A 15,583-nucleotide genomic window follows, 5' to 3' on the forward strand; every position below is an offset into this window, starting at 1 on the left:
CGCATTGCGGGGGCTTGTTAGTTTAAGTGATTCAAAGAGTGCTTAGTCCTGTCGGTTAATGTATACCCATCCGGTTTTACTACCGCCGTTGGTGTCAATCACATAGTAGTAGGTTCCGGTAGGGAGCTCTTCATCGTTATCAGTTTGTCCGTACCATTCGTTTTTATAAGCATTCCTGCTGTATACTTCTTTACCATGCCTGTTAAAGATACTTAATTTTGAGGCATTTAAGCCGCTAATATCAAAATTATCGTTCATACCATCGCTGTTAGGCGAAATACCTTTCGGAATATCACAAAAAGCATTTTCTACAGTGAAGGCAATTGTTCCATCACAGCCACCCGGTGTGGTAACCGTAGCTGTAAATTGTAGTGGATAATCTTCCCGGTCAATGTTATTGTCAGCCACATATTGCGATACGTTAAATGTGCGGTCATCTCCCACTTCATTTCCGTTTGCATCAGTCCAGTTAATGGTTACATCTTCAATATCAAAATCATTGTTTGCCAACATTACCTCAAGCATATAGCCGGAATCCCCAACCATTGATTTACAACCTTCGGTACTTGTAAGCAATACCTCGCCGGTTGCCTGTATAATAGTAGCCATTACAGGGGTAGATGTACAGCCGCCTTCATTTCTAACAATTACGTTATATGTTCCGGGCTGTAGGCCTGAAAAACTATTGGCTGTTTGGTAATTTATACCGTCTATACTAAAAGAATACCCTGTATTACCTGCCGATCCTCCCACCACAATCGTTCCACCAGCCATTGTACAAGTAGGTTGTATTGTGCTTACTACTGGTGCCGCAGGAATACCAGGAGCAGGAACAAGTACTATGGAAGGAGTTACCGATGTACAGCCATTGCTACTTACTGTTACTGTGTAGCTATTAGGTGTAAGGCTTGTAAATACCGGACTGGTTTGGTAGGTAAGCCCTCCATCAATACTATAGCTATATGAGCTGCCAAGCGGGGCAGTAATTTCTATCGTCCCGAAATTGTTAAAGCAATTGGGTTGTGCTACCACAGTTGCAGCTACGGCAGGAACGGGAGAGTTACTTATTGTTATTGGTGCCGTAACCGATGTACAGCCACCCTGGCCCATAACAGTTACCTGATAGGTGCCGCCGGCAAGGTTTGTAAATGTGGTACCTGCCTGGTAGTTAATACCATCTATACTATACGTATACTCAGCACCAAGTGGAGCTGTTACAACAATACTTCCGCCTGTAGTACAGTCGGGTTGCGTAAAATTAAAAGTGGCTACAGCCGGTGTTACAGGGGCTGCTATAACTATTGGGGCCGACTCTGAGGTACATCCCTCTGTGCTTAACACAGTTACTGTATAACTTCCTACAGCTACGTTATTAAAGATAGTACCACTTTGATACGTAGTTCCGCCATCTATACTATAGGTTAGCCCTGTGCCTGTAGGCGATGCAATAATTATACTTCCTGTAACGATACCATTACACACAGGCTGGGTTGCATTAGCAATGGCTACAGCAGGTGCATCGGGTATTGGATTTAAGGTAATAATGCCCGTTTGTGCTGTACAGCCATCGGCATTCATTACTATAATAGTATAGGTACCGGGGTCAAGATTGGCAAATAATAAACCGGCTTGAAATGTTGTACCATCAATACTATATGTTAATCCAACTTCAGGTGTTGCAGTTAACGTAATGCTACCTTTTGCTACACAGGTAGGATGTGCAACTGTATAGGCTGGAACAGCAGGCGCCACCGGAATGGCGTTAATAGTAACCGGCAAAGTTTCAGAAAAACATCCCGCTATGTTTTGCACAGTTACTGTGTAATTACCTTCGGAAAGATTTGTAAAAGTTGGGTTAGCTTGGAAGGTTGTTCCGTCTATACTGTAAGTAAAACCGTTACCTATTGGCGATGTAACTACAATTTTAGCTATAGAGCTTGTACAGGTAGGCTGGGTAACATCTATAGATGCGATAGCAGGTGCTACAGGTATAGCGTTTATGGTTACAGGTGCCGATTGAGAAGTGCATCCGCCCGCATTCTGAACCGTTAGTGTATATTGTCCGGCAGCAAGATTAGCGAATGTGGTTTCGGTCTGAAAATCCGTTCCGTTTATACTATAAGTAATTCCTGTACCTGTAGGCGAAGAAACGTTTATTGTTCCTGATGTTACAGTACAAGTAGGTTGTGTAACCGTTGTTACAGCTACAGCAGGTGCTAAAGGAGCGGCATTGATTGTTACAGGTAGTGATTGTGATGTACAACCTGCTACACCCTGAATAATAACAGTATAGTTACCCTGGGATAAGTTAGCAAAGGTAGTCCCGCTCTGGAAGGTAGTTCCATCTATGCTATATGTTAATCCTGTACCTATTGGTGCAGTTATAATGATGCTTCCTGTTGGCGTATCGCAATCAGGTTGGGTAACAGTAGTAGTTGCTATAACCGGTTGTACCGGTGCAGCGTTTATGGTTACAGGTAAAGTCTGAGAAGTACATCCTCCCGTTCCCTGGACCGTAACAGTATATTGACCCGGAGCAAGGTTGGCAAATGTTGTTCCGTTCTGAAAGTTAGTACCATCAATACTATACGTTAAACCTGTTCCTGTTGGGGCGTTAACGGTAATGGTTCCTGTAGGTGTATCGCAATCAGGTTGGGTAACCATTGTTGTAGCTGCCGCAGGGGGCGTTGGCACTTCATTAATAGTTACCGTTGCTGATACGGACAGGCATCCTAAAGCTGTTGATACCGTTACGGTATACGTACCTGGTGCCAGGTTGCTAAAGGTGGTACTACTTTGAAAGTTAACACCGTCTATGCTGTAGGTTAATCCTAAATTTATAGGTGAGTTTATAATGATACTGCCTGTGGTAACGCCGTTACAATCGGGTTGGTTTACAGTGATGTTCGCTACGGCAGGTAATGGTGGAACAGCATTTATAGTAAACGGCATTGCTGTAGTACAACCTGCCGATGTTTTTACCGTAAGCAAATAGCTGCCAGGCGTTAAATTACTAAACAGCGCAAGCGACTGAAAATCGGTGCCGTTGATGCTGTAGGTTAAGTTATCGCCCACGAGCGGCATTATGATAAGGCTACCCGTTGGTGTTAAGCACGTAGGCTGTGTTGGCAACATTACCACTACCGGTAATGATGATACTGTTAGCTGTGTAGCATTGCTTATTAATAGACAGGTACCCGAAGTTGCCTGGCAATAAAACTGTGCTCCGTTATATGCCGCAGGTGTATCGGTTAAAGTTAGAGTGGTAGTGTTTGTACCCGAAAAAATTGCATCATCGGATATTGATACCCATGTGCCAAGTGCAGTAAGCATTTTCCATTGATAGGTAAACCCTGTACCACCGTTAATTGTAGCTGTGTATTGAGCATCGGCGCCTTCGCAAATTGCCTGGCTTAACGGCTGGGCCGAAAAGCTACTGCCGGGAAGGGTAGGGCAAGCCGATTCGAATACTGTAAATGGTGTAAGGGTAGTGGCCGTACAGTTGCTCATAACTACACTTATAATTCCTGATGTTGCATCTTGTGGTACAACGGCTTTTATCTGCGTGTCAGATATCACAGTAAAACCCGATGAGGTTATTCCGTTAAATAAAATGGCGCTTACTCCACTGCCATTTTGAAACCCGATACCGCTTATTGTTACCACGGTGCTTGCCGGGCCTGATGCCGGTGCAAATGTAGCAATGCCTGTAGTAGCACATGGCTGTGCATAACTAAGGCAGTTAATTAGTAATACGAACAAAAGTGCGGTAATTTTTTTAGTAGTAATTTTTCTTTCCATATAGCTCGGTGATATTTACCACAAAAGTATGCGTACCTAATAAAAAGGTATAGCGGCGTTAAGGGTGTTTTATTAAAAGATTAACCCGCCGTTATGACTTTGAGTAGTAAATTCACAATTAAAAGCCAAAGAAATAGTAATTTATCAGTATTAAAAAAAAGCCGGCCCCGCATTGCGGGGCCGGCCTGTAATAAAACAAGATTACTTTTTAGTTATCCTGCCTGTTTATGTATATCCATCCGGTTATGCTTTCGCCGGTGCGTTCTATAACATAATAATAAGTACCTGTAGGTAGTTCGTCGCCACCATTAGTTTGGCCATACCACTCAGATGCGTAGTTAGATTTAACGTAAACCTCTTTACCGTAACGGTTAAAGATGCTTAGTTTATTAACGCCAAGCGAAGTCAGGTCGAAACTATCGTTTTTACCGTCGTTGTTAGGCGATATACCTTTCTGTATGGTACATGCAATACTTTTTACTTCAAATGGTACAGCGCTATTACAACCTCCGTTGTTAACTGTTAACACAAATGTAACAGGAAATGTTTCGGTAGCTGTAGTAGCATTGATGTATTGCGTTGCATTAAATTCAGGGCTGTCTGTGCCTACAGGAGTACCTTCTAAGGTAGTCCATTGGTACGTTACAGCACTATCATCAAACGTTTCATCATCAAATAGAACAGATAGGATGTAGCTATTATCAACACAGTTACCTTCTATAGTGTAGGCAAATTCGCTACCTATTGTAAATACATCTGTAAATGTTCCGCCTGTATTACATGTAGAAGCATCTTCTGCAACAGTGTACGTAACGGTATAAATACCTGCGGCACTTTGTGCAATGTTAACCTCGCCGGTTGTAGGGTTAATTACAAGGCCGTTAGTGGCTGTAAACGTACCTCCATTGGTAAAGTTTGCTGCGAAAGAAGGTACAGGATTTGCACTTCCAAAACAATATAATTCGTTATAAGCAAACTCTGTAACCGGAACAGTTGCCGCAGAAATAGCAATTGTTGCCGTATTACCAGCTGCTGCAATACAGTTAACAATATCTGCATTAAACGTGTAGGTAACAGTATAATTGCCCGGTGCGCTGGTTGCCATGTTAATTTCGCCCGTTGCAGCATTAATATCAAGGCCTGCATTATCACTTGTAAATGTGCCGCCTGTTGTAAAACCAGTACCTAAAGCCGGCAGCTGATTTGCAGATAAAGCACATGCATTAGTATAACTAAATGCTGTTACCGGGGTTGCAACCGGGGTAATGGTAATAGGGCTGCTGGATGCATTGCCTACATTACACGTTGCAGTATCTGCATTAATAGTATAAGTAACCGTGTAAGTGTTTGGTGTACTTAAAGCAAGATCTATTGTGCCTGTAGACGGATCTATAACCAGTCCAGAAGGTGTAGCAGTATACGTACCGCCAGATGTGTAACCTGTTGCAGGTACCGGAGTAGGGTTAACGTCTGCGGCACAAATTGTAGACGGAAGCGTAAACGCAGTAACCGGTGTAATGGTAGGGTTAACAGTAACTGTAACCGCTGTCCTGTCACTCTCGCAACCTAAAGCCGTTTGCTGGCTCACATAGTAAACCGTTGTCCCTGTAGCCGTAGTTACCGGAGTAGGAGCACCTGCAAGCGCAGTACCGCCATTAGCAACAGTATACCAGTTTAATGTATTGCCTGTATCTGCGGTCGCAGTAAGTGGTGTTGCAACTGCATCCTGACAGTAATCAACATCTACAGCAACCGGTGCAGTTGGTAAAGCGTTAACCGTAACAACAATTGGCTGTCTTGGGCTTTCGCAGTTAACCTGTGTCTGGCTTACATAGAAGGTATATATGCCCGCAACAGATGTATCCGGTGTTGGCGTGTAGCCAAGCGGAGCACCACCTGTAGCAGCGGTATACCAGTTAATAGTATTACCCGGAAGTATAGTTGCTGTAAGCGGTGCTGCTGCATCGCCTTCACAATACGTAATATCCTGTACAACCGGAGTTGCTATGCCACCACCGTTGTAATGTATGGTTATATCGGCGCTACAAAACTCGGTAGTCCAGGTATAGTTATAATCCCCTGTAACTGTAAATCCTGAAATTGTTGTTGTATTGTTTGTAGGATCGGCAAATGTAGTAACCGAAGGGTTAGCAGAATCTGCAGACCATTCGCCACCACCAGAAGCCTCAACTTCTGCAATGTTATCATCACAGTCAACATCTTCCTGAAACGCAATAACTCCATTGTTAGCTACAAAGCTAATCGCATCTAAGAAGTTACCCACTGTTGGGTTACCGTTACCGCTTGTTACTGCTTGGAAAATAAACCTTGTTACAGGCTGATCTGCAGGAACAGTATAAGTACCGGTATTAAACGTCCATGCACTGTTTGTAGATGACACAGGGTCGCCCACGTTTACAAACGGACCTGCAGGAGGGCCTGCTTTTAGCTGAACAACATCGGTAGCAGGCTGGCTTGTAATTGTACGTGCACGGTGTGCAAAGCTGTAAGTAAATACAGTTCCTTCGGCAGGTGTATTATAATCCTGGTAAACACCAGATACCTGGTTGGCGTTAAGTTCTATAAATTGCGCACCTTCGTAAGCCGGGATATTTTCAAAGTTAGGATCCGGCCATACCTCGATCATGTGGTCTGTTGCCGTTGTTCTCCAACCCGGAATAGTGTAATCGCTGATAAGCGGAGGGTAAGGCCCGGAAATGTCCGGTAATTCAAATCCGGCATTAACTGTAACTATCTGGCACTGGTTAGGGTTAGGGCCACCGTTTAACTGTGGTGTGTTAACACATAAGTTGAACCCTGTAGTTAAGCTTGGTGAAGCCTGTGCAATTGTAACCCTTACCGTGTAAACGTTACCCGGAATTAAACCTGTAGCATTTACCACGTTGTTTAAGCTGCAATAAATTGGGTCGCCAAGTTCAGTACAAACCGTACCATCATAAATAGAAAGTACTATTGGCTGTGCAGTACCTGTAAAGTTAGATAAAGCAATGCTGTGGTATTGCTCTGTAGCAGTAAACTGGTACCAAACATCGGCGCCATTTACTGTGTTTGCACATAGTGTTCCTGATGTAGATGACGTAGCACCTGTAAATAGAACCTGTGTTGTAACAGCACAAGCATCGGTAGGGTTTACGGTTAAGGTTGTAGCACCTGTACATTCGTTATTACCAATAGCCGTAGTAAATGATACAGGGCCCGACCATAAACTCTTATCTTCTTCAGAACATACCGCCCTTACATAGTACTGGTATGTTGTAGATGAGTTTACATCTACCTCAAACGGGTGAACATCTGCATCCACTCCTACGGTTGCAGCGGTAGGAGCCGGTTGGCCTGTAGGCACAACATATACTTCCCAGGCAGTTTCAGTCCCGGTAGGTACCCAGTTTAATGTAGCAACTTCATCTGTAGCTGTAGCCGTTAAAGTTATTGGCTGCGGACATGTAACTAAAGAGATGTTGATGTTATCTACCGCTCCCGGTGGTTGCGTACCAAAGCTGGTATCACTACGCCATTGGAAAACAATTCTTCTTGTGGTATTTTGGTATGCAGATACATCTATAATACCATTAAAAGTAGTCCACAAAGCATTGTTTGTAAGATTACCTGTACCTGGTATTAAAATATTGCCGTTAGTAGCTGTAATTAATGTACCTGGTGTAGGTACATATGATGTAGGAACACTCCATACACTTATATAATCCCAACCGCTTTCGCCAACGTTCTTCCAGTCAAAACCTACGTTTACGCTTACTGCCCCGGCAGGAATAGTAATGTCCCTGTAAGCGTGTACCGTACTTAACGCCGTAACGTTGTATGAGTTAGTAGCGCCACCATCATTACTTACATAAAGTGAGTGTGTTGGGCTGTTGCTGGTAGCAGTACCTACAAACCACTGGTTGGTTTGTGTGCCATTAGCAATAGTCCATCCGGCACCGTTATTCTCCCAGTTTTCAGTAAAGTTTAGAGGGGCTGGTACCTGTGTTGTTTGCAGTACAGCAGGGCCAACCCACATACTTGTACCATCGCCACAGTTACTCCTTACCCAGAAGTAGTACGTTGTAGAAGGGCTAAGGGTAGTATCTGTAAAAGTAACGCCTGCCTGGTTGCCTGTAGGTACTGTAGTAACCGCAGGTACTGTGTTTGATGTAGAAATATAATAATCAAACGTTGGTGTGGTAGATGTAGGGGATACCCATGTAAAGGTTCCCGAATTTTGTGTTGGGTTACTGGCAGCAACATTTGTTGGTTGCGGGCATGGTACTACAGATAGGTTAATGTTATCTATAGCAGCCGGTGGCTGCGTACCGGTAAAGGTATTGTTCCTCCACTCAAAAACAACCCTCATGATGCTGTTAGAAAACGCCGAACCAAAAATAGTGCTGATTTGCGTTGACCAGTTAGCATTGTTAAAGTAGGTATTGCCAATTTGTATACGGTCGGCGGCGGCAGTAATGCCCGTTCCTGCTGTAGGTACAAATGTAGATGGTACTACCCAAACCCTTACGTTATCATTAGTCTCGCCTGCGTTTTTCCAGTCAAACGAAAGTAAAAGCTGATCTATAGCAGCTACCTGTATATCTCTGTAAGCATGTACGGTTGATGCTGTTGTAATGGTATAGGCATTACTAACACCGTTATCATTAGATATATATAATGAGTGTGTAGGGCTGTTGCTTGTTGCTGTGCCTACAAACCATTTGTTGGTTTGTGTACCGTTACTTAAAGACCAGCCGTGGGTACCTTCAAAATCCTGGGTATAAGGAACTGTATTGGTAAGTACCGCAGGTACCTGTGTTGTCATAAAAGTGTACGGCCCTGCCCAAACACTAAATGTACCATCGCCACAATCTGCCCTTACGTAATATTCGTAAGCTGTAGCCGATGTTAGTGTTGTAAGTGGTAAAGCATTTACAGTTGCTGTAGTACCAGCACCGGTAGGTAAACCGGTTCCCGGAGCCTGCAACACATACTGCCATGAGGTTGCATTGCCTGGGTTGGTCCAGTTTAGTGTAGCCGTTGTAGGCCCCACACCTGTGGTAGGCTGCCCAACCGGAGGTAAACAGTTAACCTGCTGAATGGTTAATGTATAGCCTGTGGTTTGTGGCGATGGCCATGTAGAAATTACTATGTAATAAGTTGTTCCTGCCGTAACCGAAAGGTTAGGGATGGTACGTATAGATGTATCACTACTACCTACACCACCTATACAGCTAACGCCAATATCGGCGCAATCATCATAAACAAATACGCCCGACCATGTAGCGGTAGGCGACATTGTTATGGTTATGATACCTGTTGTAGTTGGTGTGTAAGCATATACAACATCATTACCACCAAGGTAAGATGATGTTGTACCACAACCTGTAGCACCCGGAGAGCCTTCTATGGCTGGGTTATCACTAAAGTTATTTGTGTCGTTTGTAGTTGTGTAAGGCAGTGCACCTACAACTATAGGAGCAGCACAACTTTCGCCAAGGGCTACCGTACAAAAGTTAAACGGCCCCACCCATGCACTTGTATTGTATGTAGCACAGGCTGCACGCACGTAGTATTTGTAACAGGTATCTGCTGTAAGAGGAGCGCCCGTTGCAGTTTGTGTTGCAACGTATGATGCAGCACCTGTATATGGCACACCAACACCTGTAGGGGTTGATGCCTGTGGTAATACCTCAATTTCCCAATTGGTAACGTTGCCTGGGTTGCCCCAGGTAAGCGTAGCCGATGTAAGGCCAATGTTACTTGCCCCTAAACTTGCTGCCGTAGGGCCAACACAGTCCTGAACAACCATGACATTGTCTATAGCCCAGCGCTCGCCGGCATCGCCCATCATTACAAAAGCAACATACACTTCTTCGCCAATGTAACTATCAGGAAGAGTAATAGTTTTCTCGGTCCAGGCTTGTTGCGTAGGGTTTAGTGTTGTTTCGGTATAATTTTGGAGTTCTACAAAATTTGCCGTATTAATTTGGTCTGTAAGGGTACCGGTAGTGGTAGAGATCATTACCTTAAATGTGGTACCCTGATCGGCATTAAAGAATAATCTTGACTGAAAGCGTAGGCGTGGTGCCGTTGGCACGGTAAAAGCCGTTGAAACTAACCAGTCTGAAGTGGTTGTGCCGTCAAGCACGTTTTCATTGTTAAGAAAGGCAGAGTGCGTTCCTGCAAAAGCAGGCTGGGCGGTGCCGCCATTGCCCTGAATCCAGGTTACCGTGGGCCCGGCATCATTGATGATTGCCCAACCTGCGGGGCCGCCAGCGCCACCACCGCTAAAACCGGTAAATGATGTCCATGTGCCTTCAAATCCCTCTGGGGGTGCTAACTGCGCATGCCCGCAGTAAGAAATAAAGGCCATGAAAATTAAAAATGTAAATTTTTTCATGGGTTGAAAGTAGTATAAGTTAAAGCGCTAAATTTATCAAAATACTATGTTAATTGAAAGTAAAATCCTAATTAATTGTGGTTTTAATAGTAAAACAACAAATTGAATAGATTTAGTTACATTTATATTTTTTTATATCCTTTTCCGCAACTTCAATTGACGATTTTACATAAAAAAGCCCCTAAACATAATTTGTGTAGGGGCAAAAGTATAATGGTAGAATTAATAGCGAATGTTGAACTCCAAAAGTGAAATATTAGAACCCTGCGGTTGCTAAATTCAAACAATTTTAAAGTTTAAATTTTTTTGCTTTTAATTTGAAATTTGCTTTTTGTATTTTAGAATTTACGAATTCAGCATTACGGGCATTACAAGCATGGTTACGGTTTCGCCTTCGTCTAAACCATCAACAGGCGTAAGGATGCCCGCACGGTTAGGTAAAGACATTTCCAGCATGATCTCATCGCTTTGCAAGTTGGTAAGCATCTCGGTTAAGAACCTTGAGTTAAAGCCAATTTGCATGTCATCTCCTTGATAATCACAAGTTAAACGTTCTTCGGCTTTGTTAGAATAGTCAATATCCTCTGCCGAAATATTAAGTTCGGTACCTGCAATCTTAAGACGTATCTGGTGCGTTGTCTTGTTAGAGAAGATGGCCACACGGCGTACAGAGCTAAAAAACTGTGTACGGTCTATCAAAAGCTTGTTAGGGTTTTCTTTAGGTATAACAGCTTCATAATTAGGGTATTTACCATCTATTAAGCGGCAGGTAAGCACATAGTTATCAAAAGAAAACGTTGCATTAGAGTCATTATATTCTATCTTAACCTCTGCATCAGATGATCCAAGTATGCCTTTTAGGATGTTAAGCGGTTTTTTAGGCATAATGAAGTCAGCTACCTGAGAGGCAACAACATCGGTCCTGGCATACTTAACCAGTTTATGGGCATCAGTAGCTACAAACGTTAAGCCCTGCGGCGAAAACTGGAAGAACACACCCGACATTACCGGCCTAAGATCATCATTACCAGCGGCAAAGATGGTTTTGCTTACGGCTGTTGCCAAAACTTCGGCGGGTACTAAAGTAACCGATGGGTCTTCAAGCGTTACAGCTTTGGGAAACTCATTTCCATCAGCATACGCCAATGCGTATTTACCTGAATTTGAGCTGATTTCTATAGTATTGTTGTCTTCTACCGTAAAAGTAAGCGGCTGCTCCGGGAACGTTTTAAGGGTTTCCAAAAGTAATTTTGCAGGTACTGCCACGCTGCCTTTGCTTTCAGAATCGATCTCAAGGGTAGCGCTCATGGTAGTCTCCAGGTCTGACGCAGAGACTTTTAGGTTGGTATTGTCTAACTCAAATAAAAAGTTATCTAAAATAGGCAGGGTGTTGTTGCTGTTAATAACACCGTTTAACACCTGCAGCTGCTTTAGCAAATATGAACTTGATACTATAAATTTCATTTGTGTGTTTTTGTTTTATACGTAAAATTAAATTTACGAAGAGCAAATATATCGTAACTAAATTAGATTGGGAAACTTTTTTATTAACACTATTTAGAATAGGCCCTTTTGCGAAGGTAAGTAAATAGCAACCCGAACAGCCCCAGCACAACTATTGGCAGCCCGACAGTTACTAACATAGCCATTGTGTAATTGCTGTGAACTTTTTCTGCATCCAGCAGTGGGAGGTCTACATCCTTACTGCGAATGTTAATAAGTCCGTTATCATCCAGCAGGTAGTTAACGCAGTTCATTAAAAAACCTTTGTTATCGTACAGGTTTCCCGTCCATTTATCATAGCCAAGCTCTAAAGGCTGCATATTCTTATCCAATTGGTTCTTTGCAATGTCACCGTCGGATATTACGATCATTTTACCGGGCTTACCGGTTATTTTATAAGCAGGGTCTTTAAAAGGAAGCACTCTGTTTTCATACATTGAGCGGAAGTTACCCTCCAGTAAAACTGCCATGGGTATGTAACCGTGGCCTTCATAATCCTTTTGGTTGGCTTCCTCAGTAACTATATCAAGTTTAATCTCTACAGGGCTACCTACTTTTTTAGAATAGCGGGATGATTGCAGCAATACCGTTTTTTTAATGCCGTTTTTAAGGGTATCTATACCGTTGGCAAAATCAAACTTAATGCCGCTCATATTCTTGACAATAGGGTGCGATGCGCCTTTATATTCGGTAGGGTCGGGGTATACAAATGGGGCGTATTTCCACATAAAGTCCTGGTATTGTGACTCGCTGCCCTGTGCGCCCGATGCCAGTTTAATTGGCGTAGCCATTTCATCTTTAATCAGGTCGGGCATTATGCGAACGCCATATTTAAAGAACATATCGTTAAGCCCAAGATCACGAGGGAAAGCCAGCGCCGTGCCGTTTTGGTTAAGGCTGTCCATTTCTATCTGTACGGCATCTACCATCCACAGGGTTTTCCCACCGTTTACAGTGTATTGGTCCAGCACTTCTTTTTCTTCTTCGGTAAACTTCTCACGTGGTTTAGAGATGATTGCCAGGTCATATTTTTTCAGGAATTTAAGTGCGTTTTGCGGATTCTTACTAACCGAATCCATGGTAAACGGACCTATGTAGTAGCTTTCGCGAAGCTGCTTTATTAAGTCGGCCATCAGGCGGTCCGGCATTTCATCATTACCCTTTAAAACAACAATTTTCTTTTCCTTCTTCTGTGTTATCTTGTTAAGCGCATCAGCCAATGCATACTCTAAATGCTGTACTGAACTTACCACTTTTTCGGCAGTTGTAGCGCCCATCATGTTTTTAAGCAGCTGTACCTTAGTGCTTTTATCATTATAAGTAGCTACTGCCCAAGGGAAAACCACTTCCTGAGACGATTTACCTTTATCCTCAACCGTTACACTTATTGGTGTCATGCCCCTTTCGTAAAAATCGCGCATTGTGGCATCGCGCTGGGTTTCATCCTCAAGCGGATTTACAAACTGAAATATAATATTGCTGTTGTAAGCGTGAAATTCTTCCAGCATCTGGCGGGTTTCGTCCTGCAGGCGCTTAAATTCTCCGGGAAACTGTCCCTCTAAAAATACATCAATATATAAAGGTTCTTTAACTTCCTGTATAATGTTTAGGGATGTTTGTGAGAGGGTATAACGCTTATCGTGTGTTAAATCGATACGCTTAAAAAAGTAATAGCCTGCAAAATTTAAAGCAAGTAAAACCAACAGGGTAATAACCAGTTGTTTGCGGCCTTGTTGTTTTCTTGTTTCCATTACCATTTAAGCGATTTAAGTTTATAAACGGTTAACGAAAGGAAAAGCACGCTTATGCTCACAAAATATATAATATCGCGGGTATCTAAAACGCCGCGGCTCATGCTTTTAAAGTGGTAATCCATACCCAATGCCGATACAAAGTCGCCACCCATAAAGCCGGATAATCCTTCAAAACCAAAATAAAAGGCAAAGCATAAAAATACCGATACGATAAATGCTACAATTTGATTATCAGATAATGTAGAGGTGAAAATTCCTATTGATGTATAGCCTGCAACTAAGAATATTAACCCGAAATAAGAACCAACTGTGCTGCCCATATCTATATTACCTTCCGGATTACCAAAATATGATATTATGTATACATAAATGATGGTTGGTACTAAGGCTAATAATATTAGTATCAGTGCTCCAAAAAATTTACCGTTTACTATTTCCCACACGCTTAGGGGTTTGGTAAACAAAAGTTCAATCGTGCCCTGTTTTTTTTCATCAGAAAAACTACGCATGGTTACAGCCGGTATAAGGAAAATAAAGATCCAGGGCGATAGTGTAAAGAATGGGCTAAGATCGGCAAAGCCGCTGTTAAGGATATTAAAATCGCCCTCGAACACAAAAAGGAACAGGCCATTTAGCAAAAGAAAAATAGCGATAACCAAATATCCTATGGGCGACCCAAAAAAGGATTTGATTTCACGTAATAACAATGCTTTCATTAATAATATTTTGTTTCAGGTTTCAGGTTCAAAGTTTCAGGTTGCTTACTCGCGCTTGATGAACGTTTATAAATCATCCCTAAAATCTGTATACTTTATTTCAGGCTAACCAGCTTATCTACGCTCCAGGCCTCAGCTTTTTGCTTAAATAGCGGCTTGGTTTCTGCCCATGTGTTTATAAACAGTTCCGAATTTCGGTACGTTTCCAGGTCGGCTTCGGTTTCCCAGTAGCTGTATGTAAAAAACAGGGTAGGGTCGGCCTTATCACAATACAACTCTAACAAACGGTTACCTGCAAAGTTTCGTATATCCTGCTTCACCTTTTCAAAATTTTCCAGAAAAAGCGCAACATGCTCCTCCTGAAACCCCATTTTTACAATGCGTACAAACATACTGTTTTTTTTAATTTATATTATATCTTAATATTATTGTTATCGGTATGGTACTCAATCTGAATTCTAAAATCTAAATTCTGAAATCTTATTTAAACACCACACTAACCACATCCCTAAATTTTAGCCCCAACAGCGTTTTTGCGGTACCTACAGTAGAAGGGTTACTGCGGTATATGGCAATTTCCAGAAATCCGGCCTCATTAAAGATGGCCAGCTTTTCACCTTCATAATCTTTTAAGGAAAAGCGCTCATTAACCGTAAAGTCAGAATATCCCATTTTAACCGACTTTATAGTCTTAGTACTAAAGGTAATCTCAAAATCACGGCCCTTAGCCACGTCTTTAACCTGCTTTTTATTAATATTGGTAATGCAATTGCCAAAATGGTCTATGTACACCACACAACCCCGTATAGACTTATTATCAGTTGCCACAACCGGGTTAAGGTCGTGTATTTGCTTAATCTCGGTAATTTCGCGGCCTATAACGTTAAGCAGGCCGCCTTTAGCAAGGTGGCAGGCTACGGTTACAAATGCATCCATCTCGCTGCTCCCTTCGGGCAGGCGGTCATGAATGTTAATCTCTACTATTTTTTGTGGAACTATCTTTTCGGTAAGCAGGCTAAGTATGCCGTTATCGGCACAAATAAAGTAATGGCCATTCCATTGCATGGCTATATGGCGGCTTTCTTTGGTAAGTTCGGCATCAACACCAATAAGGTGCACAGTACCCTGCGGAAAGCTACTGTACGCAGCACCAACTATGTAGCTCGCTTCAGATACATTAAATAAATCTACATGGTGGGATATATCAACAATAACCGCCTCATTGTAGCCCGAGAAGATCTTTCCCTTCAGGGCGCCTACAAAATGGTCTTTAAGGCCAAAGTCGGTAGTAAGGGTAATTATTGACATAAAATTGTGCAAAACTTTTAAAAAACGCGAATAAAATTTCACTAAATTTGAATGCAAAGCTACTAATTATATAGCTAATTTTTTAATTAAAAACCTAC

Annotated in this window: 7 protein-coding genes; all 7 read right to left on the minus strand. The window is 42.5% G+C overall.

The features are described 5' to 3' along the window. Positions 1–42: 42 nt before the first annotated feature. The 7 genes from FMM05_RS10660 to FMM05_RS10690 all read right to left on the minus strand — a co-directional run bounded on the left by FMM05_RS10660 (position 43) and on the right by FMM05_RS10690 (position 15,485). Positions 43–3,801 carry a gliding motility-associated C-terminal domain-containing protein gene (locus tag FMM05_RS10660; protein WP_143373364.1) on the minus strand — a complete coding sequence of 1,253 codons (3,759 nt, stop codon included), beginning with the start codon at positions 3,799–3,801 and terminating at the stop codon, positions 43–45. Between the two features lie 208 nt (positions 3,802–4,009). Continuing rightward, the gene (locus FMM05_RS10665; RefSeq protein ID WP_143373365.1) at positions 4,010–10,204 is read right to left on the minus strand and encodes an Ig-like domain-containing protein; all 6,195 of its coding nucleotides are present in this window, start codon (positions 10,202–10,204) and stop codon (positions 4,010–4,012) included. Positions 10,205–10,549: 345 nt separating this feature from the next. Beyond that, on the minus strand, positions 10,550–11,668 hold the full coding sequence (gene dnaN / locus FMM05_RS10670) for a DNA polymerase III subunit beta (protein WP_143373366.1): 1,119 nt from the start codon (positions 11,666–11,668) through the stop codon (positions 10,550–10,552). Positions 11,669–11,757: 89 nt separating this feature from the next. After that, on the minus strand, positions 11,758–13,458 hold the full coding sequence (gene gldG / locus FMM05_RS10675) for a gliding motility-associated ABC transporter substrate-binding protein GldG (protein ID WP_143373367.1): 1,701 nt from the start codon (positions 13,456–13,458) through the stop codon (positions 11,758–11,760). Then, the gene (gene gldF / locus FMM05_RS10680; protein ID WP_143373368.1) at positions 13,458–14,177 is read right to left on the minus strand and encodes a gliding motility-associated ABC transporter permease subunit GldF; all 720 of its coding nucleotides are present in this window, start codon (positions 14,175–14,177) and stop codon (positions 13,458–13,460) included. Before gldF ends, gldG begins: the two co-directional genes overlap by 1 nt. A gap of 95 nt (positions 14,178–14,272) precedes the next feature. After that, the gene (locus FMM05_RS10685; RefSeq protein WP_143373369.1) at positions 14,273–14,569 is read right to left on the minus strand and encodes a putative quinol monooxygenase; all 297 of its coding nucleotides are present in this window, start codon (positions 14,567–14,569) and stop codon (positions 14,273–14,275) included. An 88-nt stretch (positions 14,570–14,657) separates the two neighbouring features. Next, positions 14,658–15,485 (minus strand): SAM hydrolase/SAM-dependent halogenase family protein, encoded by an 828-nt coding sequence (locus tag FMM05_RS10690; RefSeq protein ID WP_143373370.1) that lies wholly within the window; start codon positions 15,483–15,485, stop codon positions 14,658–14,660. Between the last annotated feature and the right edge of the window lie 98 nt (positions 15,486–15,583).

This window comes from Flavobacterium zepuense (assembly GCF_007097145.1).
Classification (GTDB): domain Bacteria; phylum Bacteroidota; class Bacteroidia; order Flavobacteriales; family Flavobacteriaceae; genus Flavobacterium; species Flavobacterium zepuense.

Coding starts and splice junctions, on each gene's coding strand:
- FMM05_RS10660 (WP_143373364.1), bottom strand. CDS start 3,801: ATGGAAAGAAAAATTACTACTAAAAAAATTACCGCACTTTTGTTCGTA.
- gldG (WP_143373367.1), bottom strand. CDS start 13,458: ATGGAAACAAGAAAACAACAAGGCCGCAAACAACTGGTTATTACCCTG.
- FMM05_RS10690 (WP_143373370.1), bottom strand. CDS start 15,485: ATGTCAATAATTACCCTTACTACCGACTTTGGCCTTAAAGACCATTTT.
- gldF (WP_143373368.1), bottom strand. CDS start 14,177: ATGAAAGCATTGTTATTACGTGAAATCAAATCCTTTTTTGGGTCGCCC.
- FMM05_RS10665 (WP_143373365.1), bottom strand. CDS start 10,204: ATGAAAAAATTTACATTTTTAATTTTCATGGCCTTTATTTCTTACTGC.
- dnaN (WP_143373366.1), bottom strand. CDS start 11,668: ATGAAATTTATAGTATCAAGTTCATATTTGCTAAAGCAGCTGCAGGTG.
- FMM05_RS10685 (WP_143373369.1), bottom strand. CDS start 14,569: ATGTTTGTACGCATTGTAAAAATGGGGTTTCAGGAGGAGCATGTTGCG.